Raw genomic sequence first — 21,791 nt, forward strand, 5'->3', positions numbered from 1 at the left:
ACCATGGCTCGTAAAGTCATTATCACTTGCGCGGTTACCGGCGCAATTCACACACCTTCCATGTCCCGTTACCTGCCGGTCACGCCAGGCCAAATTGCCGAAGCGGCGATTGGTGCTGCTGAGGCTGGCGCCTCAATTGTTCACCTACATGCTCGTAATCCAATTGATGGCAGCCCCTCTCAGGATCCTGAACTGTTCAAACAATTCCTCCCTGCTATCAAAGAGGCTAGCGATGTGGTGATCAACCTGACGACAGGTGGTGCACCGACAATGTCTCTTGAGGATCGACTTCGCCCGGCACATCAATTCAAACCGGAAGTGGCCTCACTAAATATGGGCACGATGAACATGGGTCTTTACCCAATGCTCAATCGGTTTAAGGAGTTCAAACATGCCTGGGAGGAACCTTACCTCGCTGGCAGCCATGATCGTATTTTCAAAAACACATTTACCGACATTGCTCACATCCTTGAGTCATGCAGTGAAAACGGTACCCGTTTCGAAATCGAATGCTATGACATTGGGCATCTCTATACCGCTGCACACTTCATTGATCGCGGCCTCATCAAACCCCCATTTTTGATCCAGTCGGTTTTCGGCATCCTGGGCGGTATCGGCGGTCACCCTGAGGACGTTCTACATATGCGGCGCACAGCTGATCGGCTTTTCGGGGATGACTATCAATGGTCGGTTCTTCCTGCAGGTAAGCAGCAGATGAGCATTGGCGCTCAATCAGCGACCCTAGGAGGACACGTGCGTGTAGGTCTCGAAGACTCGCTTTGGGACGGCCCAGGTCAATTGGCAAAAAGCAACGCCGATCAAGTCTTGCGCATGCGTAAGATTATCGAAGGTCTTTCTCTTGAAGTTGCGACACCCGATGACGCCAGGGAAATCCTGAAACTCAAAGGTGGCGATAACGTCAACTTCTAAGCGCGGGTACTCACCCCCTAAAGTCTATCTAGAGGATATTTTGATAATTAAAGGTCGCGGCACAACACCAGCGCCCTAGCAATTTATCCTCATGAGGAGAACATGAACCATGTTAGCTACGACCCATACAAAAACACAAAAGGGACAGTCGCTGAACGCTTTAATGTTTCGCAAGCTAATGCCGATGTTGGTCTTTGCTTACGTCATAAGCTTTCTGGATAGAACTAACATTTCACTTGCCAAAACCCACATGGCAGTCGACTTGGGTATTTCCGCTGCCGCCTACGGGTTTGGTGCAGGGCTCTTCTTCCTCAGCTATGCACTCATGGAAGTACCCAGCAACCTGATCATGCACCGGGTCGGTGCCCGACTCTGGATAACCAGGATCATGATCACCTGGGGGTTATTGTCCGCAGGCATGGCCTTCATCACCGATGAGACGACGTTCTACATCGCCCGTGCACTACTGGGGGCTGCTGAAGCGGGACTATTCCCGGGCGTAATGCTCTATCTGACCTATTGGTTTGGTCGGGAGCAAAGAGCACGAGCCAGCGGCTATTTCCTCATCGGAGTGTGTCTGGCAAACATCATCAGCGGCCCTGTTGGTGGGCTGTTGCTGCAGATGGACGGAATCCTGGGGTGGCACGGCTGGCAATGGCTATTCTTCATAGAAGGCATTCCAGCGGTACTCTTCTCCGTCGTCATCTGGCGCAAGCTTCCGGACGGGCCATCAACTGCAAGTTGGCTGTCCAGGGAGCAAGCCACTGAGGTAGAGCAAAACCTGAAGAAAGAACATGATGAAGAAATGGCGTCCGGCAATGTTGGCCATTCTTTCAAGGGCGTTCTTAAAATCCCTCAACTGTGGCTCGCCATCGCGGTTTACTTCCTCCATCAGATCAGTGTCTATTCGGTAATTTTCTTTTTGCCGGGCATCATTGGTACCTACGGAGGTTTGACGTCCGTACAAATAGGACTGTTGAATTCGATCCCCTGGATAGCTGCAGCACTTGGCGCAGCCTTCCTTCCAAAATATGCAACAACGCCGAAGTTATCTCGCAAGATCATGTTTGGAGGCCTGCTCCTGATGTCGGCCGGCTTGACCCTCGCCGCTTACACCTCGCCCTTGATCGCACTGATTGGATTTACGCTGACAGCGTCGATGTTCTTTGTTGTTCAGCCGGTGATCTTCCTCTTCGCCAGTTCAAGGTTGGCGGGCGCCGGTATGGCGGCGGGACTTGCGTTAGTCAATACCTTCGGAATTACCGGTGGTTTCTTCGGCCCTTCCTTGTTGGGTTTTGTAGAGCAGACAACAGGAAGTACCAAGAACGGACTCATCATTGTTGCAGCTCTCTTGACCCTCGCTGCATTCCTCAGCCTGAGGTTGCGTCAAGCACAGGAAACAACCACTAAAACTCGGGACAACATCGTATTGCCCCACGTGGCACCGTGCATTACTGAAAATTCGAGGATGAAATGAAGACCATCTCCCTGGCACTTAAACTCCACCCCAACGACAACGTTGCAATCGCACGCGCTCCTGTCTCCCAAGGAACGGTGGTCAGCGAATTCGGCAATATCGTGGTGCGCACCGATGTACCCGCAGCGCACAAGATTGCCCTTGCACATGTGAACGCAGGCGAAGCTGTTCTGCGTTACGGGCAAATTATCGGCTTTGCCACGCAAGCCATTGAGCCAGGCGATTACGTGCACACGCACAATCTTGAGATGGCGACGTTCGAGCGGGACTACGCGTTCGGCGAGGACGCCAAAATCGCCTCACCTGCCGCCGCTCCCGTCATGTTTCAGGGGTTCGTCCGAGCGGACGGTCGGGTTGCTACTCGAAACTACATCGGTGTCGTGAGCACAGTGAACTGCTCCGCGACAGTGACCAAAATGGTGGTTGAACACTTCTCGCGAAACGGTGCACTGGATGCTTATCCGAATGTGGACGGCGTGGTGCCGATCACCCACAGCTTCGGTTGCTGCATTGAACACAATGGCGAGGGGGTGAACCAACTGCGGCGCACGCTTGGTGGGTTCATCAAGCACGCCAACTTCGCTGGGGTGGTGGTCATCGGCCTTGGCTGTGAAGCCAATCAGATGGGTGCGCTGTTCATGGCCCAGGGCATCGAGACTGGCAAGCTTATCGCTCCCGTGGTTATCCAGGATGTTGGCGGAACCCGCAATGCAGCGGATGCCGCCATTGCCGCTGTGGAATCGATGCTGCCGGTTGCCAACGAGTGCCGGCGCGAGCCGGTCTCGGCCAGACACCTCACCGTGGCGCTCCAGTGCGGCGGTTCGGACGGGTATTCAGGCATCACGGCCAACCCCGCCCTTGGTGTTGCTGTCGATATGCTTGTAGCGCAAGGCGGAACGGCCATTCTGAGCGAAACGCCCGAGATCTACGGCGCTGAACACCTCCTCACTCGCCGTGCGGCAACCCGTGAGGTTGGCCAGGGTATCGTCGACCTTATCAAATGGTGGGAAAGCTACGCAGACCGCGAAAAAGGCAGTATCGATAACAACCCCACGCCTGGTAACAAGGCCGGCGGCCTGACGACCATTCTCGAAAAGTCTTTAGGCGCAGTTGCCAAAAGTGGCTCCTCAGCACTCATGGGCGTTTATCGTTACGCCGAGCCCATTACAGTCCGAGGCTTGGTGTTCATGGATGCGCCTGGCTATGACCCGATGGGAGCCACTGGCCAAATCGCCAGCGGCGCAAACCTCGTTGCGTTCACTACGGGCCGTGGCTCGTGCTTTGGTGCCAAACCTGCTCCATCGATCAAGCTCGCAACCAACACGAAGATGTACACCCGGATGAAGGATGACATGGATATTAATTGCGGGGACGTCATGGATGGCGATGCCACCCTTGAAACCAAGGGCAAGGAAATCTTCGACATGCTTATTCGCGTGGCGTCTGGAGAAAAATCTAAAAGCGAAGCGCTGGGCGTTGGCAACGAAGAAACAGTACCCTGGATGATCGGCGCTCAGATGTAAGAAACGAGCAAAAAAAGAGGCGCCCTGTAAACCAGAGCGCCTCGTTTTTATAGCTTGTCGGTAAAGTTAATGAGTTTCGACAGGCTTGATTGCATCGGCCACGATCAGCGCCCCGGTATTCAGGATAAATTCGGCGGCACTTTTAATGTCATTCTGCAGTGACTCGCAAGCAGCAACAGGGTCGCGCTTCTTTAAAGCATCAACCATCGCAGCGTGATGACTGGCTTGTACTCGCTGTACCACGCGTTCATTGCCTGATCGCAGATCATAATTGAGGATAGGCCCGATTCTTAACCACAGGGACTCAACGATCTGGAGCAGGATGGGCATTTCCGCCTGATTATAGATTGCGAAATGCAATTCTTTATTCAGTGCGATGAGTCGTGATTCATCGGGAGCGCTTTGTGCAAACTCTTTGCAAAATGCTTCGTGTATATCCTCTATTTCACGCAGCGCCTCTGCGCCAACCAGTTCCGCAGCGCGTGCCGCAGCCTGCCCTTCCAAATTCAACCGAATACTGGTGATTTCGCGGAACTGGCTGACCGTTAGTACAGGAACGCGAATATATCGATTTGCCGCCATTTCAAGCGCCTGCTCAGCGACCAACCTGTGTACCGCTTCGCGAACAGGCATAACGCTAACGCCAAAAGCATCCGCAATGGATCTGAGTGAAAGCTTCTCCCCGGGCATCACACGTCCACTTATCAGCAGATCACGCAGCTGGGAGTAAACGTCTGCACTGAGGGTCTGATGGATCGAGGGCGTTACAAGTGTGGATATGTTCATGGCGAGAATTATAGGCAGATTCACCCGGCCGGTATAGAAAAATAAGACATATGTGATCACAGTTTTAGAGAGCGCTAGAAAATCCGTAACAGACCGAATTTGGGCATCAGAACACTCACATTGCACCAGGAGTCCCGAAGCCTTCAAGTTTTCGACAGCGAGATCGGTTTGCGTCGTTTTTTCGGGTGGGTGAGTACGGAGCAGCATGTAATAGCTTGGTCGGCCTTTCTCCATACCGTCGAAAAGAATCTTGCGCACGATCATAAACCGTGATCACATATCACTAATAGCCCGGACTAAGTTTGAAAGCCGACTAGCATCGATCTACATAAAAATAAGACTGGAGAACGGTCATGAGCGCACTACGACAACCGGGGATTCACTTGCGCGGGCCCCGCCCGTTAAGTCCTATTGCCACATTGCTACGAAATTTTCTTCGAAGAATGCGCTCGCTCGACACCTCACTCCGATGCGTAACGTACTTGCACGGTTGCTATCTAGGAGAACTATCCCAATGGTCTCCAGGCTGGGGTGTGCACCAGGCAGAGCCCAGCCTCAAATGCAGCTGTCTCCCGGCTGTCTATTTGGAGCAGCAAAGGTTCGTGCAGCAGGACATGCCTGGAGCTGAAAAAGACCTAGCACCTAAAAAACTCGCAGCTGCTCATAAATCTACCGGCTCCGATATAACGGGTAAGCGTTTCATCCACATAGTTGAAAGGAGTGATCAGCAATGAAATACCGCTTGGAAGACCTAAAAGTTGACGCTCACCCAAAGAGTTGGGTGGCACCTACAGCTTCTGTCATAGGTCGGGTGCTCTTGGAGGAAGATTCCAGTGAGTGGTTCGGTGCTGTAATTCGCGGAGATAACGAGTTGATCACGATTGGTCAAGGATCGAATGTCCAGGACGGTGCCATCCTTCATACGGATCCGGGGTTTCCATTGACCTTGGGGAAGGATGTCACCATCGGTCATCAAGCCATGCTTCATGGATGTGAAGTCGGTGATGGCAGCCTGATTGGTATTCAGGCGGTCGTACTCAACGGTGCTCGAATTGGCACGAACTGCCTCATTGGCGCTAAAGCTCTCGTTACAGAAAAAATGGTTATCCCGGATGGGTCATTAGTGCTGGGCTCGCCTGCCAAGGTGGTTCGCGTACTCAATGAAGAGCAGCAAGCAGGACTACGCGCCAACGCACAGGGGTACGTTGTTAATGCAAGTCGTTTTTTGACAGAGCTTACAGAAGACGCCAGCGATTCGTTAACGATCGAAGCCCGCAGTCTTTATGGTGCGCGCGGATAATCAACACGGCGCGAAGTGCCAGACATTTTTCAGCACAAGGAACGGAGTGAGCAACTAAACTATGCTTCCCCGAAGTGGCTCTTGACGTAATTATCTATAACGACATTACGTTGGTAGTAGGTGTATTTGGTCTTTGTGGTATTCCAGAAGTTCTCATTGCCACCCTAGTGCCACGGGTACTGCGTTGTTCCTGGGCTCGGGCACGTACTGGATTATCGAACTGGTTAATCGGGTGGGATCCGGCGTTGTGGTTCAGTTTGGGTACGAAAGCAATATGCCATTCCCGATACACACGCTAAATAAACGGCTCGCCAGCAAGACTGCTGGCGAGCCGTTGTAGATCTATCGCGAAACTTGATCAGAGGTACTCGACATTACCGTCGATGCTGATCGCTTGACCTGTCACGTTGTGAGCGGCAGGAGAGCAGAGAAATAAGGCCATTGCTGCCACATCCTCGGGTGGAGTCATCCGGCGCAATGAGATTTTCTTCAACGTCTGTTGGAGCATCTCCGGCTCTGAAATTCCTAATTGCTTGGCGCGATCACTGATGACGCGATCCTGGCGAGGGCCTTCGACGATACCCGGTAGGAGTGCGTTGACTCGAATGTCTCTTTCGCCCAACTCCGCAGCCAGGGACTTCATCAACCCTACAATTGCCCATTTGGTCGCCGCGTAAGGAGTCCGCCAAGCATAACCTAAGCGTCCTGCGACGGATGAGATGTGAATAATGTGAGCATGTTCTGACTCAACCAACAGGGGAATAGCATGATGGGCGAAGCGGTACTGTGCATTGAGGTTTATGTCTATCGTCTGTTCCCACTCGACATCACTGATCCTTTCTATCCCGGCTGTCGGCCCTGCGATGCCAGCATTGTTTATCAGAACATCCAGCCCATTCGCCCACTCTCGTTGTATCTCAAAGACACGCTTAACCTCATCTGAATTAGAAACATCGGCCAGCGTAGCTAGCGCCTCAGGGTAGCGTTCACGAAATGCTGAGACTGCCCGCTCGCTGACATCACAAACATGCACTTTCGCCCCGATCTCGAGATAGGCAGCGGCAATTACTTCTCCGATACCAGCTGCTCCCCCAGAAATCAGAACCTTCAATCCGGAGTAGGGGGTGAGTCGTTTCAAAACGTTCATAGCTTCGTATCCTGTCTTATTTTTGTGTCGGACGTCCTTCCAAGTCACAAAGTATGACTCAAAAATGTATACATAGTGATATGTGATCACAGCAGGCTTGTCAAGGCAGGATCTATTTTGGCGAAGAGTGCTTGATTCCACTTTGGGATGTGGAGCGTCACTTAGGTTTTCAGTTGACGCAGACCTATGCACACGACGCTTAAAGAGTGGAAAGCAGAACACGGCTCCGCCACGGTTGAGTCCTGGCTGAGGAAGTGATTTTGGATTGAGTACAAAAAGGCCCATCAGGGCCTTTTTTGTTGCCTGGGTAAGGGCAGTTAAACGGCTTAATCTGCTTCGAGTTTTTGAAGGTATTGGTGCGGTAAGCATTGAAAATCACAGAGCTGGCTAGATGTGAGGTTGCCTGGGCAATGGCTCACCATTCGTCAGCACGGTGGCATGACCCTTCTTGACAGCCGAGTCGTCTGGGGAAATACTCGCTTTAAGATTCATATAGATGACTATATAACAAGGTGAATAAAGTCGATGAGTACTCTCCCAAGTGATACTCGCCTGCCGCTCTATCAACGCCTGCGCGACCAATTGGCTGAGCAGATCGCCAAAAATCGCTGGCGTCCTGGCGAGGCGATTCCTACCGAGGCTGCGCTTTCAGCGGAGTACGAACTTTCTACCGGCACGGTGCGCAAAGCGATTGATGCGTTAGTCAGTGAGGGCATTCTGGAGCGTCAGCAGGGGCGAGGGACTTTCATTCGTCGTCCACAATTTCAATCCTCTCTGTTCCGCTTCTTTCGATTTCAGTCTGCTTCTGGTGAGCGCCAGGTACCGGAGAGCCGCATCCTGTCAATCGAGCCCGTTGCCGCGCCCTCGGCCGTAGCCCAAGCGCTTGGGCTGCCCTCCGATGCACCGGTGATTCGCATTGTTCGTTTGCGTTTGCTGGAGGTTCAGCCAGTACTTGCCGAAGAAATCTGGTTGCCGCGCAGCCGTTTCCAACCCTTGCTTGAGACCGACCTCAGCCTGAAAGGGCCATTGCTGTATCCAATCTACGAAGACCTCTGCGGCCAGGTCGTTGCCTATGCCGAAGAGACCCTCACCGCCGAGTCGGTCAACGACGTACACGCACGCCTGTTGCAGGTGCCGATTAACAGTCCGGTGGTAGTGATCGAACGGCTGGCCCGTGATTACGCCGGTACGCCACTGGAGTGGCGTCGTTCTCGTGGCCACGCAGAGCATTTCCGTTACAGCGTGGATATTCGCTAGCGCCTGCCCGTGTAGTGAGTTGTTCAGCGGCGAATAAGTCGTCGCTGGTTTCCTGTTTGTTTGCCAAAACTGGCCCTGTAGCGGTGCGGTTCGCTCTCGGCTGCCTTACGTTCCACTTATAAGGATAAGAACCATGTTCAGCTGGTATCGCCAAGTCACTCCTCGGGAGCGCAAAACGTTTTGGGCCTGCTTCGGCGGATGGTCGCTCGACGCACTGGAAGTACAAATGTTTGGCCTGGCGATTCCGGCTTTGATCGGCGCCTTTGCCCTGACCAAGGGCGACGCGGGGCTGATCAGCGGAGTGACTCTGGTCACTTCAGCCATCGGTGGCTGGGTAGGGGGGACGTTGTCCGACCGCTACGGCCGGGTGCGTACGCTGCAGTGGATGATTTTGTGGTTCTCCTTTTTTACCTTTCTCTCCGCGTTTGTGAGCGGCTTCAACCAGCTCTTGATCGTCAAGGCGCTCCAGGGTTTCGGCATCGGCGGCGAGTGGGCAGCAGGTGCAGTATTGATGGCCGAAACCATCAATCCGCAGTATCGCGGCAAAGTGATGGGCACCGTACAAAGTGCCTGGGCCGTGGGTTGGGGGCTGGCCGTCGGAGTGTTCACACTGATTTATTCCTTCGTGCCGCAGGACATGGCGTGGCGCGTGATGTTCCTGGTCGGGCTGCTACCGTCGTTCCTGATTATCTGGGTGCGTCGTAATGTCGAGGAGCCCGACAGCTTCCAGCGTCTGCAAAAAGAAAACGCCATCCCGCAAAGTTTCTTCAAATCCTTGGCCGGCATCTTCCGCCCCGATTTGATCCGCGTAACGCTGTTCGGTGGTCTGTTGGGTTTGGGCGCGCACGGTGGTTACCACGCGGTGATGACCTGGCTGCCGACGTTCCTCAAGACTGAGCGCAATCTGTCCGTACTGAACTCTGGCGGCTACCTGGCGGTGATCATCTTCGCGTTCTGGTGTGGGTGTGTAGTCAGCGGCTTTTTGATCGACCGTATTGGCCGACGCAAAAACATCGTGCTGTTCGCGCTTTGCTGTGTCGTCACTGTGCAGAGTTATGTGTTCCTGCCGCTGACCAATACCCAGATGCTGTTCCTGGGGTTCCCGCTCGGCTTTTTCGCGGCCGGTATTCCCGCGAGCCTTGGAGCACTGTTCAACGAGCTGTACCCGGCGGATGTACGCGGTGCCGGTGTGGGCTTCTGCTACAACTTTGGCCGAGTGCTTTCAGCTGTGTTCCCGTTCCTGGTCGGTCACATGAGCGACTCCATGTCCCTTGGGTCTGCGATTGGTATCGACGCCGGGATTGCCTACGGCGTTGCGGTGATCGCGGCACTTTGTCTGCCGGAAACCCGTGGACGCAGCCTCGAAGCTTCGAGTGCATCGATGCCAGCAACGGTCAACGGCAACGAGAGTGCGCGGGCCTGATGCCCTTTACCTTCTATAGATGAACGCTATGACTGACACCTGTTCTACGCCGATCACCGGCATCGACTCCCATGCTCATGTGTTTAGCCGTGATCTAAATCTGGTCGGTGCACGGCGCTATACCCCTGATTACGACGCCACGCTTGAGCAGTATCTGACGCACTTGCACGCTCATGGTCTGAGTCATGGCGTATTGGTGCAACCGAGCTTTCTCGGCACCGACAATAGCTACTTGCTGGCGGCGTTGAGGCAAGCGCCGGATAAGTTGCGAGGCGTGGTTGTGCTGGAACCAGGCGTCAGTCGCGCCATATTGAATGACATGGATCACCTGGGCGTGGTCGGCGTTCGCTTGAACCTGATGGGTAAGGCGTTACCTGATTTTCGTAACAGTGCCTGGAGAGAGTTTTTCAGCCACATTGCTGATCTTGACTGGCATGTCGAGTTGCATCGGGAGGTAAAGGATCTGCCGGGACTGATCCATCAATTGACGCCGTTCGGTTTGAAGTTGGTGATTGATCACTTTGGTCGGCCGGATGCCAATTCGGGCGTCGATCAGCCCGGGTTTTGCGAGTTACTGGAGTTGGGATCGAAAGGTTCGATCTGGATGAAGGTATCGGGAATCTATCGTTTGGGAGGTACGCCGCAACAGAACATCAATTTCGCTCGAATGGCATTACCGCTGTTCGAACAAAGTTTCGGCCTTCGTCAGTTGGTGTGGGGCAGCGACTGGCCGCATACGCAGCATGAGCAAAGCATCGGTTTCGGCACCGTAGTCGATCAGTTGCAAGCCCTGGAGTGTTCGACGCAGGTTAGCTATTCGTTGCTGGTGCAAGCACCTCGAAGGTTATTCGGTTTTGCAAAAGGCGAAAGCTGAGACTTACGCCTGCATTTGCAGATGACCATTCATCTCACCCATTTAAACGAATACATACAGAACGTTCGAAGTGCGACGTTGCAGTAAAACCTACCGTGCCTCATCGAGAAGTTCTGTGTAATAGCAGCATATTCCAATTACAAGAGAGTAGATTCCATGAATACGTCACCCAATGCCGAAGTTGAAAGCATCCACACGACGTTTGGTTTATCGCGTGCGCTGACAGGCGTTACGGTTTCAAACTTCTCTTTCAAATCTGAGTTCAGTTTGAGCGCCAGCCCAACCGAGATCCTTTCATGACTCCTTTAGATATAGACCTCTTACTGACCGCATTGGTGAGCGTCCTGGTGCTGGTGGCGCTCATCGTGTCGCGTCTCAAAATGCACCCGCTCCTGGCCTTGCTAGTAGTTTCCGTTGGCGTTGGCTTTGCAACCAGTATGGAGCCAGAAACCATCGTCTCCCACTTGATCACCGGCGCCGGAAAGACACTGGGGGCAGTAGGGGTCGTAATCGCGCTTGGAGCGATGCTAGGCAAAATTCTTGCTGACGCAGGCGTCACAGAGCAGGTCGCCGAGGTCATCCTCAAGCGAACATCGGATCGGATGATACCTTGGGCCATGATGATGGTTGCATTTGTAATTGGCATTCCCATGTTTTTCGAGGTGGGCTTGGTGATCATGCTGCCACTGATATTCAGCGTGGCGCGAAAGCTGGAAAGCCAGGCTCGCTTCAAAGGTTCAGCGTATGTGTATGTGGGTGTTCCGGTGATTGCGGCACTTGCAGCCATGCACGGGATGGTACCGCCGCACCCTGGCCCCTTGACGGCCATCGCCGCGCTCAAAACCTCGGTTGGGCCCACAATGCTCTATGGCTTCCTTGCGGCTATTCCTGCAATGATTTTAGGCGGCCCGCTTTATGGCGCATTCATTTCGCCGCGCATGAGCACTCGGCCCGATCAGGTTTTGCTAGATCAGTTCACCCTAGCTGAAAAAGCCGACGGTCAACCAAGCACCAGCGTATGCCTTGGCGTGCTGGCAGCCTTGCTACCGGCGATCCTGATGCTGATTCATGCCGTCGCTGAGATGGTATTACCCAAGGGCAATGCGATCCTGAAAATGGCAAGTTTCTTGGGCAATCCCCTGATAGCCATGCTCCTAGGCGTGCTGTTCGCAGGGGCAAGTCTGGTACTCGTGCGGGGCGGCGATGCGGGGCAGTTGCGCGAATCCCTGGGCAAGAGCCTCAAGCCAATCGCCTCAATCATCATGATCATCGCCGGCGGTGGTGCCTTTCAGGAGCTGCTGACCAGCGCCAAGGTGGGCGATGCCATTGTGCACCTGACTCAGCAGTCTGCGTTCCCTCCGCTGATCTTGGGTTGGTTGATCGCGATGTTGCTCTCGGTATCTACCGGTTCTGCCACTGTAGGTATCGTTGGTGCTGCGGGCTTGCTGGCGCCGCTTGCAGGTGCTGATCCCAGCCTCAACCTGCCTCTGCTTGCCTTGTCCATAGGCTGCGGCTCGCTGTTCTTCAACTATGCGAACCATGCGGGCTTCTGGATGGTGAAGGAATCCTTCGGCATGACTATGGGCGAAGCCACCAAGACCATTTCGGTGGTTCAATCCATCGTAGCCGTGGTCGGTTTGATTGTGGTGTTGATGTTGAATGCGGCTGTCACGGTGATTTGAGTCAGGATCTGTTCGCAGGTAGTGACCCTGCCCGAGCGAGTTAGCCGAGGGTGGGAGATAGAGTTACGTTCCACAGGGTGTTTACCATCGAACTTGAATGCTCAGTGTTCGCTGGTAAGCATGGAGCGTTTTACTCGGCTCTAACCCTAAAGTGTCGGCACCCGTAAGCCACGCATGTTTAAGGTCTATAAAACCCCTCACACTGGCGAAGTCGTCGAAACCAAAGGTGGCAACCACAATCAACTGAAGGAATGGAAAGCAGAGCACGGTTCCGCGACCGTTGAGTCCTGGCTGACCAAGTGAGTTCGATTTGAGTACAACAGGGCCTCCGAAGGCCCTTTTTATTTGCAGTTTGTCGAAGTCAGCGACCAAATCCTCAACCGACGTTTCCGGCTATCTGCTAAACCTCCATTCGTGTGCTTCGAAAACCTTCAACAGAGGCAAGGATGATGAATTCAAGCTGGGCAGATCAGGTGGCGCTTGTGAGTGGAGCGGGCAGTGAGCTTGGAATTGGTATGGCAATTGCCCATCGTCTTGGGGCTCAAGGGGCCAAGCTGATCGTCACGGCAAGCAGCGCACGCATCAATGAGCGGGTTGCGGAGTTACGCGCCGCCGGCTTCGAAGCAGAGGGTCGACCGGTAGACTTAACTCAGGAAACTCAGGTTAGTGAATTCGTCGCTTGGGCTGAGGCCGTCTGGGGCCGCATCGATATTCTTGTAAATAATGCCGGTATGGCGATGCAAGGGAGTCCAGAACCGTTCGCCGAGTTCACGAATACGAGCCTCGAAACCTGGAATCTTTCCATCGCTAGAAATCTGACAACTGCGTTCCTGTTAACTCAAGGGGTGTTGCCTGGGATGCGGGCTAGAGGCTATGGCCGCATAGTAAACATCAGCTCAACCACAGGCACACGAGCCAGTAATCCAGGAGAGGCTGCTTATAGTGCAGCAAAGGCCGGAATGGTAGGGATGAACATGAGTCTCGCTCTTGAGGTTGCTCATCTAGGTATCACGGTGAATTCAGTTGCCCCTGGTTGGATAGCTACAGGGTCGAGCACTCCTGATGAAGTCAAAGCAGCACGCTCTACACCTCTTGGGAGAGCGGGTCGGCCAGAGGAAGTGGCCGCTGCCGTTGTATTCTTGGCTTCACCTGAAGCGAGTTACATCACAGGTGAGTTGCTCGTGGTGGATGGGGGCAATTGCTTGGTTGAGAACAAAGCTTATTAAGACTTTTTTAATCCCTTCTGCGACCGTTGAGTCCTGGCTGAGCAAGTGATTTTGGTTGGAGTACAAAAAGGCCCGAGAGGGCCTTTTTTGTTAAACACGACGAGTGAATAGACTTAGGTATTGGTATCGTCTCGGATAGCCTTCTACGAGGCTGCTTTGATTTCACTAATCAAGTCATCAACGGCGGCAAGCATGAACTCAATCGTTTTTTCATCAATGAATCTGCCGTCCTGGATCTTTTCATTGACGCCCGGAATGACTATCTGAGGGCCGCGAATGACTCTGGAAAGGGTCGCTGATAGCGTCTCTCTCAATTGTGCCTGGGCGCGCACCCCGCCAAGCACGCCTGGTGAAGACGTCATGATGAGCACGGGTTTATTTTTCAACGATGAGTTGAAGCCCGGGCGAGATGCCCAATCCAGTGCATTTTTCAGCACGCCGGAAGTACCGTAGTTGTATTCAGGCGAGCAGATGATCAAGCCATCGGCTTGTTCGATAGCATCTTTCAGCACCGCCACTGATGCAGGCAGCATCTGCGCTTCGAGATCTGAGTTGTAAAGGGGGATCTCATTCAGTGCGAAGAGACTCATGTCTACCTGATGGCCCAACCGATTGGAGAGGGTCTTGAGTACCGCTGTATTGGTTGATTGTGAACGCAGGCTACCTGAAATACCGAGTAGACGATGAGCGACGGTGGCCATAAAAATCCTTCAGAGAGATGGATAATCAAAAAACTACACGACCTGTTTCTTTGGAGATGACACGCCGATCATCACAAACAGTGCTCGGGCAATCCCCTCACTTTTGTTGCGCCATGCGTGTCGTGTGCCATTTTGTATAACGATGTCTCCCGCCTTTACGAGACGGCTTTGACCGTTATCCAGCTCCAGCCACATCTCGCCCTCCAGAATGATTCCGTAATCAATGGTGGCGGTGGTGTGCATGCCCGGATTTTCCGGTTCAAAGCTTTCGATCAAGCCAGGCAAAGCCGCCCCCAACTCTTCATAGGCCCGCACACCATCGACGGGGTTCTGCATCACCGAGTCCGGTGGGAAATCGAACATGGCGATGCTGGTGCCGCCCTGAGGAGGAATCAGTGAAGGGTTGCCTAGCGTGGGATCACGTTCCTGTTCGAGGCGTACCGGATTTGCTGGGGTCACCCACAACTGCGCCATGGCATGTCCAGGGATTGAGGCAAAAGATTGAGCTCTTGGGGCGTAGTCATCTGAAACGAACACGGAGTTCCCTTGTTCGTCGTGACCGGTCACGATTCTTCTTATCTTCATTTGGATTACTCAACGAGCAGTCAAAGAGGCAGCGAGGGAAGGGCGAACCGCTCCACTCGCTGCGTGCATCAAGGACAAATGACGTAGTTGCTGAAGCCGCCATGGCGGTTTTCGATACCGGTAATCGCGTTGTTGACGTCTTCTAGCTTGAAAGCCGTATTTTCAAAAAATGAAAGATCCAGCACACCGGACTCAACCATGTCAGCCATGGCTTGTCCTTGACCAGTGGTGAACCAGGCAGATCCACTGATCTGGATGTCGTTGTCCATGATCCAATGCAGGTCTATAGGGACTTCACCGGCGATAGCGCCAATGTTCACTAAGTGTCCGCCTCGATGCAGAGATTTGAGAGCTTGGGTCAGGCTTTCGTGCGGTGCGCCTGGGCCCAAGGCATCAATAACCACATCCACGCCCTCGCCATGCGTAACCTCATGGGCCCATTCGTTGGTAGGAATAGTACCGAGCGTGTGAATTTCAATTCGCCCAGGAGCTGCGAGGTCTTTCACCTTCTGGAACAAATCTTGATTGCGGGCAGTGCCGAGAATTTTACGAGCACCTAGAGCAAGCGCCAGGACGACGGCACCGAGACCAAGCGTCCCACTAATCCCGTTGATGAGCACGGTACTGCCAGGGCCAACATTCGCCTTGAGAAGCGCCTTGTAAGCGGTGCCCATGTAACCCAAGCGTGCAGCCGTTTCAAAACTGATATTGTCAGGCAGCTTGACCAAGCTGTATTGGGGCGCAGGGATGTACTCGCAGAGGCCGCCGTAAGGGTAATCCTCGAACATGCGGGGACTTTTTGGCGTGAAACCGAAGTAGCCGTTGAAGGTATAGGCAGTGCACGCAATGGTGTTGCCCGCACGGCATGCCCGGCAGGAACCGCAGTATCTGCCAGGGTTAACGTACACCCGCTCACCCACCTTGAAGTCGTAGACCTGAGCACCTACTGCTTCGACGACACCTGATGGGTCGAGCCCGAAAATGGCAGGAAGTTTCGGCAGCGGATTTTGAGGGAACCACTTAACCCAATTTGTCAGAATGTTGTGCAGGTTTGGGACGATCCCACATGCCTTCACCTTGACCAGCACCTCAGTAGGGCGGATTTCGGGTACAGAAACTTGCTCGATGACCATGGGTTTGCCGCCTTCGTACAGGCGTGCAGCGCGCATTGTTTTTGCAGTCATGATGTTCTCCAACACATATTGTTTTTGTAGTGGTACCTAACCTTTGGAGCACGCTTCAAATCTAAGGCACTAACGCAGTCCGTCTTCGCCCTTTACGTCGGAGGCAGCGAGACCGCCCAATCGTGCATGTATTCGTCCGCCTGTAGCCATGGCTAGGCCAAAGGCAATTTCGCCACGGCGAGGGCCATCCCATACAGTCATTTCAGCAACGCCGAAATGGCTACGAACGTATGCAGCTTGGATATGCCCTAGTGGGATCATCACTCGGCAGCCTGGGCCGCCAATAGTTTTGGCCGCAGGAACTATCGCCTTCGGGTTGCCTAGCGCTTCGCGCATTGCCCAGCCACCTGCTTCGTGCCATACGGCGCCGTGCTCTAACTCACCGTCTTCACCAACGATTGCGCCCTTGCCATAGGCCTGTACGTGTTTAGCTCCGCCCAGGGTTTGGATCAGTTGCTCCGACAGCTCTGCGCCTAAAGCTCGCAGTTCCTGCATAAACGGCAGCAAGTCTTCTACATACTTACCTGCGTAAGGATTGGCGACCACCGCGGTGGCTACTGCAATCCGCAGCGGGGCTGACAAACGAGGCCCGCCCTCGTGGAATACCTCTTCAACGTCCAGCTTGACCTTACGAACCATCACAAGCGACATGCGTAACCTCCAGAACCGAGAGCCTCATGGGCTCGCTATTTTTTAAACCGGCCTTTTGCATTATGCATTTAATGATGTATGGTGCAAGAAGTTAGTTTTTATGCACAAAAATAGGAGAGGCAAGATGAAGCTGATTTCGTACCGTAAAGAAGGAGAAGCCCATTTCGGTGCCGTGTCCGGTGACGGAGTGGTTGAACTGACCAACCGTTTCTCGGAAGTGCCAGATCTCGCGACTTTTCTGAGCAACCCGTCCTTGCTTCAGGAGGCGCGCAAGATTATTGATGCTGCGCAGCCTGACTACCCATTCTCGAGTATCCAGTTGGAATCAGTGATACCCAATCCTGGAAAGGTGATTTGCGTAGGCATTAACTATGTTGCTCACGCTGAAGAGGCGGGCCGAAAGGTCGGCGAGTTTCCAGTGATTTTTCAGCGTTTCGCCGAAACTCTTTTGCCCCACGGCGAACCACTGGTTAGACCTCAAGTCTCAGAGCAATTTGATTTCGAGGCCGAATTGGCGGTTGTGATCGGGAAAGGTGGTGCACATATCGATCCGGCGGACGCGATGGATCACGTTGCGGGTTACACCTGCTTCAACGATGCCAGCGTCCGCGATTGGCAGTTCCATACGCACCAGTACGGTATGGGTAAGACCTTCAGAAAAACGGGTGCTCTGGGGCCTTGGCTCGTTCCGGCATCGGAAATTTCAGACTACCGAAAGCTAGTTGTGCGGGGGGTACTTAACGGCGAGCAACTGCAGGAAGGCAGCCTTTCGGAGCTGGCATTCGACATTCCTCATTTGATTTCGTATGTATCGAAAGCGCTTTCATGGAACCCTGGAGATATTCTGGCAACTGGTACTCCGAGCGGCATTGGCTTCAAACGCAATCCACCGATTTTTCTGAAGCCAGGTGATGTTTTTGAAGTGGTGATTACTGAGATTGGCACGCTGTCGAATGGTGTTATTGACGAAGTCTAAGCGTTGCCCTCTACACAATCATAAAAACTGGAGGTTCCAAATGTCCGCATTACCTAAAATCAATTTCACCCACTCTGGTGTGTTTTGCGAAGACCTCGACCGGATGGTTGATTTTTACTGCCGCACCTTGGGTTTCATCGTAAGTGACAAGGGGGTCGCTTCTACAGGTCACCGTTTGTTCTTCATGACTCAGAACCCTGAGTTACATCATCAGGTCGTTCTCTTTGACGGAAAACCAGTCGACCTACCGTTCAACCCGATCAATCAGCTTTCGTTTCTCCTGGACTCCCTCGACGACCTGAAAACGTACTATCAATTCGCCAAGAAAAGCGGAATTGAAGGGATTGCACAGGTGGATCACGGCAACGCTTGGTCGATGTACTTCAAAGATCCTGAAGGCAATCCCATCGAAATGTATGTCGATGCGCCGTTCTACACCGCACAACCTTGCAAGGAACCGCTGGATCTCGAGATGCCGACTGAGGCTATCCTCGCCCAGACCGAGGCTATGTGTAAGCGCCGTCCCGGTTTCCAGACTCGCGAGCAATGGAAGGAATCCATACGGGCGAAGATCGAAGAGCAGCGCGTTCGTATCGGCTAATGACATTTGGAAGGGCTATATAGCCTGCTCCAATCAGTGGTCGTTGAAGCCTGGTTGATGGGGGCGCAAAAGTCTGCTCATCAACCAGAAGTCGCAGTAGAGAAAAACAAAAAGCGGAGTTGACGATGGACTACGATGTCATCATTGTTGGAATGGGGCCAGTGGGTGCTCTGTGCGCAAATCTCGCCGGCATGTGGGGGCTAAGCGCTCTCGTCGTGGATAAGTCCGAGACGGTGTACACCAACCCTAGGGCTATGGGTTTTGATCACGAAGTGATGCGTGTGTTCGGCAACATTGGGTTGGCCGATGACATTGCTGAGCATGTCATGCCGTATCGTCCTTCGGAGTACCGTACCACCGGTTCTCAGTTGATCAAACGCATTGACGCCGCCAAACCTCCCTATCCGCTGGGTTGGGCGCCTAACTATGTCTTCTCACAGCCCCCCGTCGAGCGCGCCCTACGCAGTAAAATTGCGGATATGAAGTCCGTCACCGTGGAACTCGGTTCAGAGGTTCTGTCGGTAGATTCCAAAGGTTCACAGGCGGTTGTTCGCATCCAGGCCAAGGATGGAACCGAGCGCACAGTCACTGCGGACTATGTGTTGGCGTGTGACGGAGGCACCAGTCCAATCCGTACCCGTCTAGGGTTGAAAATGGAGGATCTAGCCTTCGACGAGCCATGGCTCGTGGTTGACGTAATCCTCAACGAAGGGGCGGGCGAGCATCTACCAAAGACCAACGTGCAATTTTGCGAGTTGGCCAGGCCATGTACCTTTGTCGTCGGGCCGGGTCAGCATCGACGTTGGGAATTCATGATTAACCCTGACGAACAGCCGACGGAAATCTCACAACCCGAAGCGATCAAAAAGCTGATCGCCCGTTGGTTGCCTGAGGGCGACTATCAGCTGTGGCGTGCCTCTGCCTACCGATTCCATGCACTGATTCTGGAGCAGTGGAAGTCCGACCGGGTGTTTTTCCTCGGGGATGCAGCGCACATGACACCCCCCTTTCTGGCACAAGGCATGTGCCAAGGGATTCGCGACGCATTGAATCTGGTCTGGAAACTGGCGCTTGTTAAAGGAGGCCTAGCTTCTCCGGCGTTCCTGAATACCTACCAGACCGAGCGTATTCCCCATGTCCGCCAAACTACGATGGCGGCAAAAGAATTCGGTGGTGTCATTTGCGAGCGTGACAGCGAGAAAGCCGCTATCCGCGATGCGCGCTTGATTCAGCAGATGAAGGAAAACCCGGGAGGCACCATCAGGCAATCGCTGATTCCTGGCTTGAACCAAGGCTTCGTCGCCAATGTTCCACCTGCCGGCGAGCTGTTTCCGCAACCGATGGTCATCAACCATGCCGGCAAGAAGGCACTGCTGGATGAGTTTACCGGACAGTCCTTTCGAGTGGTCATTGCGCCAGGGTTCGACGCCAGCGCGCTATTAAGATGTCTGCGAAGTAGCCAATCGCTGAAAGGTCTGCCTATCCAGGTCGTTCGGTTAGTCAGTTCCCAACAGTCTGGCACACGCGCTGTTGATGATTACGAAGAGGTTGACGGCGTGCTGGCCGAATGGCTGGAGCGTCGTGGCTGCAATGTGGTCATCGTGCGGCCGGATCACTACGTTTACGGCGGGGCAGTCACTGTCGCCTGGGCGATGGAGATGCTTGAGGGCATGGAGCTTGCGTTGTGGTGCAAAGAACCTGAGCAGGCTCTGCAGAGTAGTGGCGGCGCTTGCGATAAGACTATCAGGTTTGCGCAAGCGATACCCTTGTAAGGAGCAGTACGCCCTTTGCTTCGTACTGCCCACGAAAGCAGTTGCGAGGTGAAGGGTTTTTTGTGGGATACGTTAAATGCAGCTGTCGATGACGCGTGGCAACGTCATCGAGCCGGAAACCCGAAACCAGTGGCAGGTCGATGATTTACTGAAGCGTAGCTTGTTGACGCTCGATGGCTTCTACGGTTCGACCCAAGGTGTTTTGGATGTGATCGCGTAAGAGCGTCACAGCTTTTGAGTCTCGTGCCAGAGCAGCATCCATCAACTCTTGATGCTCATTTCCCTTATGTCTTGGAGTGATCCGCTGCTTGGCGGAAAAGCGCCTGTAGCGCTCTGCTCTGTCGAATAGAGAGTCGATCATCTTTAGCATCAGCGGTGATGGACATGCCGCAAACAGCGCGAAGTGGAAGGCCTTATGCCGGGTAGACCACTCATCGTCGAGTGCGAGTACGCCACTTCCCAGTTTTTTCTCAATCAGATTCAAACGGTGAAACGCACCCAGTACATCGGCTTCCCAGGCATCGTCGCCAAACTGGATGGCATCACTTAGCGCTTCGCACTCGAGCAGGCAGCGCATCCGCGTAATGTCACGGAAGTCGGTAGTGGAGATCGGTGCGACCCTGAACCCCTTGTTGTCGCTGGCTTCTACGACACCGTCCTGGGTCAGTCGATTAAGCGCTTCACGAATGGGGGAGCTGCTGAGCCCATAGGTTTTGGACAGTTCGGCAACCTTGAGTTTTTCGCCCGGGGCCAGTTCGCAGCAAACAATCGCTTTTTTCATCTTCGTCAGCGCGACATCGATTAGCGGACTGCCGGGGGAGGTGATCATGGTCGGAGCTTCCTGGAATTTGCACTAAACGGATTTTATGCGCAAAACGCCATTTAGTGCAAATGGCTAATGCCTGAATTGCGCATAAATTTCCCCGCGCCGCAAGCATAAAATAGTTAGCGACTCTGCCGGACGCTCTAATTCGCCTTCTATCTCTACAGCGCCCACCTGTATCCCCTCCCGATTCTTTCCTTACCTCCTGAACGTTCCGTCGTTTGAGCCCCCAACCGGGTGGCACCGTATGCCGCCTCCACATCTCGCCCGTATCTACGCAACGAATACTTGCCCTCGAGAATCTTCTTGACTTTAAATTTGCCCAGGATTACGTTTTGTGCACAAAGACACATTAAGTGCATTAAACACGTTAATACGCATAGTTGTCTTGGCTTACATCGATCCCGAACCCAAGGTTCAAGAGGCGTGTGATGAAAACGAAGCGGGTTCTCGAGTTGGCGGACGCTGAATTGATGCTCTTGGCTGCCATGGAAAAAGCCACCAAGGAGAGCTGGAAGGTATCCATGGCCGTGGTCGATGAGGCGGGTTGCTTAATGACGTTCAGAAGACTTGATGGCGCATCCGTCTCGTCTGTCCAAACGGCCATTGATAAAGCCCGCAGCGCTGCAGTCACGCGCCGGCCAACCAAGTTTTTTGAGGAGATGGTCGCTGAAGGCCGATCCGGCGCTTCGAGGATTCACGGCGTCTTTGCCATCGAAGGCGGCCTTCCAATCGTTGTTGAGGGTGAAGTCGTAGGCGGGTTTGCCGTCAGCGGGTTGAAGTCGCAACTGGATATCGTCCTCGTGGAGGCCGGCTTGCAAGCATTGGCCGCGCATCTGGAACGATAAGGCGGGAAACAAAGGCGCTCGGAGC

Annotated in this window: 21 protein-coding genes and 1 pseudogene; 15 read left to right on the forward strand and 7 right to left on the reverse strand. The window is 53.7% G+C overall.

Features of this window, described 5'->3' with window-relative positions; genetic code table 11:
• Positions 1–3: 3 nt before the first annotated feature.
• The 3 genes from AABM52_RS15085 (at position 4) to AABM52_RS15095 (ending at position 3,930) form a co-directional block, all read left to right on the forward strand.
• Positions 4–930, forward strand: a complete 927-nt coding sequence (locus AABM52_RS15085) for a 3-keto-5-aminohexanoate cleavage protein (protein ID WP_223441443.1) — start codon at positions 4–6, stop codon at positions 928–930.
• 109 nt (positions 931–1,039) lie between these two features.
• Positions 1,040–2,407: an MFS transporter gene (locus tag AABM52_RS15090; protein ID WP_223441446.1), complete on the forward strand. Its 1,368-nt coding sequence runs from the start codon at positions 1,040–1,042 to the stop codon at positions 2,405–2,407.
• Complete coding sequence (locus AABM52_RS15095) at positions 2,404–3,930, forward strand: altronate dehydratase family protein (protein ID WP_347912573.1); 1,527 nt, start codon at positions 2,404–2,406, stop codon at positions 3,928–3,930. Before AABM52_RS15090 ends, AABM52_RS15095 begins: the two co-directional genes overlap by 4 nt.
• Positions 3,931–3,996: 66 nt before the next feature.
• On the opposite strand, the gene AABM52_RS15100 is transcribed toward AABM52_RS15095, so the two are convergent.
• Positions 3,997–4,974: a GntR family transcriptional regulator gene (locus AABM52_RS15100; RefSeq protein WP_347906535.1), complete on the reverse strand. Its 978-nt coding sequence runs from the start codon at positions 4,972–4,974 to the stop codon at positions 3,997–3,999.
• 472 nt (positions 4,975–5,446) lie between these two features.
• Between AABM52_RS15100 and AABM52_RS15105 the strand changes: the two genes are divergently transcribed.
• A complete protein-coding gene (locus AABM52_RS15105) occupies positions 5,447–6,016 on the forward strand; it encodes a gamma carbonic anhydrase family protein (RefSeq protein ID WP_347906537.1) in 570 nt (189 codons plus the stop codon).
• Positions 6,017–6,374: 358 nt separating this feature from the next.
• Here the strand turns inward: AABM52_RS15105 and AABM52_RS15110 are convergent, their stop codons facing one another.
• Positions 6,375–7,163, reverse strand: a complete 789-nt coding sequence (locus AABM52_RS15110) for an SDR family oxidoreductase (protein WP_347906538.1) — start codon at positions 7,161–7,163, stop codon at positions 6,375–6,377.
• A 525-nt stretch (positions 7,164–7,688) separates the two neighbouring features.
• Here AABM52_RS15110 and AABM52_RS15115 point away from each other — a divergent pair.
• The 7 genes and pseudogenes from AABM52_RS15115 (at position 7,689) to AABM52_RS15145 (ending at position 13,625) form a co-directional block, all read left to right on the forward strand.
• Positions 7,689–8,420 (forward strand): GntR family transcriptional regulator, encoded by a 732-nt coding sequence (locus tag AABM52_RS15115; RefSeq protein ID WP_347906540.1) that lies wholly within the window; start codon positions 7,689–7,691, stop codon positions 8,418–8,420.
• 133 nt (positions 8,421–8,553) lie between these two features.
• Positions 8,554–9,843, forward strand: a complete 1,290-nt coding sequence (locus AABM52_RS15120) for an MFS transporter (RefSeq protein WP_347906541.1) — start codon at positions 8,554–8,556, stop codon at positions 9,841–9,843.
• A gap of 28 nt (positions 9,844–9,871) precedes the next feature.
• Positions 9,872–10,717, forward strand: a complete 846-nt coding sequence (locus tag AABM52_RS15125; protein WP_347906543.1) for an amidohydrolase family protein — start codon at positions 9,872–9,874, stop codon at positions 10,715–10,717.
• Between the two features lie 156 nt (positions 10,718–10,873).
• Entirely contained in the window at positions 10,874–11,017 is a 144-nt protein-coding gene (locus tag AABM52_RS15130) for a hypothetical protein (protein WP_347906544.1), read from the forward strand.
• Positions 11,014–12,399 carry a gluconate:H+ symporter gene (locus AABM52_RS15135; protein ID WP_347906546.1) on the forward strand — a complete coding sequence of 462 codons (1,386 nt, stop codon included), beginning with the start codon at positions 11,014–11,016 and terminating at the stop codon, positions 12,397–12,399. Before AABM52_RS15130 ends, AABM52_RS15135 begins: the two co-directional genes overlap by 4 nt.
• 156 nt (positions 12,400–12,555) lie before the next feature.
• Positions 12,556–12,702, forward strand: a pseudogene (locus tag AABM52_RS15140) (histone-like nucleoid-structuring protein, MvaT/MvaU family); the annotation flags it as partial.
• A gap of 146 nt (positions 12,703–12,848) precedes the next feature.
• On the forward strand, positions 12,849–13,625 hold the full coding sequence (locus tag AABM52_RS15145; RefSeq protein WP_129445174.1) for an SDR family NAD(P)-dependent oxidoreductase: 777 nt from the start codon (positions 12,849–12,851) through the stop codon (positions 13,623–13,625).
• Between the two features lie 143 nt (positions 13,626–13,768).
• Here the strand turns inward: AABM52_RS15145 and AABM52_RS15150 are convergent, their stop codons facing one another.
• The 4 genes from AABM52_RS15150 to AABM52_RS15165 all read right to left on the reverse strand — a co-directional run bounded on the left by AABM52_RS15150 (position 13,769) and on the right by AABM52_RS15165 (position 16,746).
• Positions 13,769–14,326: an NADPH-dependent FMN reductase gene (locus AABM52_RS15150; protein ID WP_347906547.1), complete on the reverse strand. Its 558-nt coding sequence runs from the start codon at positions 14,324–14,326 to the stop codon at positions 13,769–13,771.
• 33 nt (positions 14,327–14,359) lie between these two features.
• Positions 14,360–14,800, reverse strand: a complete 441-nt coding sequence (locus AABM52_RS15155; protein ID WP_347906549.1) for a cupin domain-containing protein — start codon at positions 14,798–14,800, stop codon at positions 14,360–14,362.
• Positions 14,801–14,979: 179 nt separating this feature from the next.
• Positions 14,980–16,095: an alcohol dehydrogenase catalytic domain-containing protein gene (locus AABM52_RS15160; protein ID WP_347906551.1), complete on the reverse strand. Its 1,116-nt coding sequence runs from the start codon at positions 16,093–16,095 to the stop codon at positions 14,980–14,982.
• 69 nt (positions 16,096–16,164) lie between these two features.
• Complete coding sequence (locus AABM52_RS15165) at positions 16,165–16,746, reverse strand: amino acid synthesis family protein (RefSeq protein ID WP_347906553.1); 582 nt, start codon at positions 16,744–16,746, stop codon at positions 16,165–16,167.
• A 124-nt stretch (positions 16,747–16,870) separates the two neighbouring features.
• On the opposite strand from AABM52_RS15165, the gene AABM52_RS15170 reads away from it, so the two are divergent.
• The 3 genes from AABM52_RS15170 (at position 16,871) to AABM52_RS15180 (ending at position 20,095) form a co-directional block, all read left to right on the forward strand.
• Complete coding sequence (locus AABM52_RS15170) at positions 16,871–17,722, forward strand: fumarylacetoacetate hydrolase family protein (protein ID WP_347906555.1); 852 nt, start codon at positions 16,871–16,873, stop codon at positions 17,720–17,722.
• A gap of 40 nt (positions 17,723–17,762) precedes the next feature.
• Positions 17,763–18,323: a VOC family protein gene (locus tag AABM52_RS15175; protein ID WP_218534764.1), complete on the forward strand. Its 561-nt coding sequence runs from the start codon at positions 17,763–17,765 to the stop codon at positions 18,321–18,323.
• 125 nt (positions 18,324–18,448) lie between these two features.
• Entirely contained in the window at positions 18,449–20,095 is a 1,647-nt protein-coding gene (locus AABM52_RS15180) for a bifunctional 3-(3-hydroxy-phenyl)propionate/3-hydroxycinnamic acid hydroxylase (protein ID WP_347906557.1), read from the forward strand.
• 145 nt (positions 20,096–20,240) lie between these two features.
• Here the strand turns inward: AABM52_RS15180 and AABM52_RS15185 are convergent, their stop codons facing one another.
• Complete coding sequence (locus AABM52_RS15185) at positions 20,241–20,924, reverse strand: GntR family transcriptional regulator (RefSeq protein WP_218534767.1); 684 nt, start codon at positions 20,922–20,924, stop codon at positions 20,241–20,243.
• A 425-nt stretch (positions 20,925–21,349) separates the two neighbouring features.
• On the opposite strand from AABM52_RS15185, the gene AABM52_RS15190 reads away from it, so the two are divergent.
• The gene (locus AABM52_RS15190) at positions 21,350–21,766 is read left to right on the forward strand and encodes a heme-binding protein (protein WP_347906559.1); all 417 of its coding nucleotides are present in this window, start codon (positions 21,350–21,352) and stop codon (positions 21,764–21,766) included.
• The last annotated feature ends 25 nt before the right edge of the window (positions 21,767–21,791 follow it).

Origin of the sequence: Pseudomonas grandcourensis (assembly GCF_039909015.1) — a bacterium.
GTDB classification, from domain to species: domain Bacteria; phylum Pseudomonadota; class Gammaproteobacteria; order Pseudomonadales; family Pseudomonadaceae; genus Aquipseudomonas; species Aquipseudomonas grandcourensis.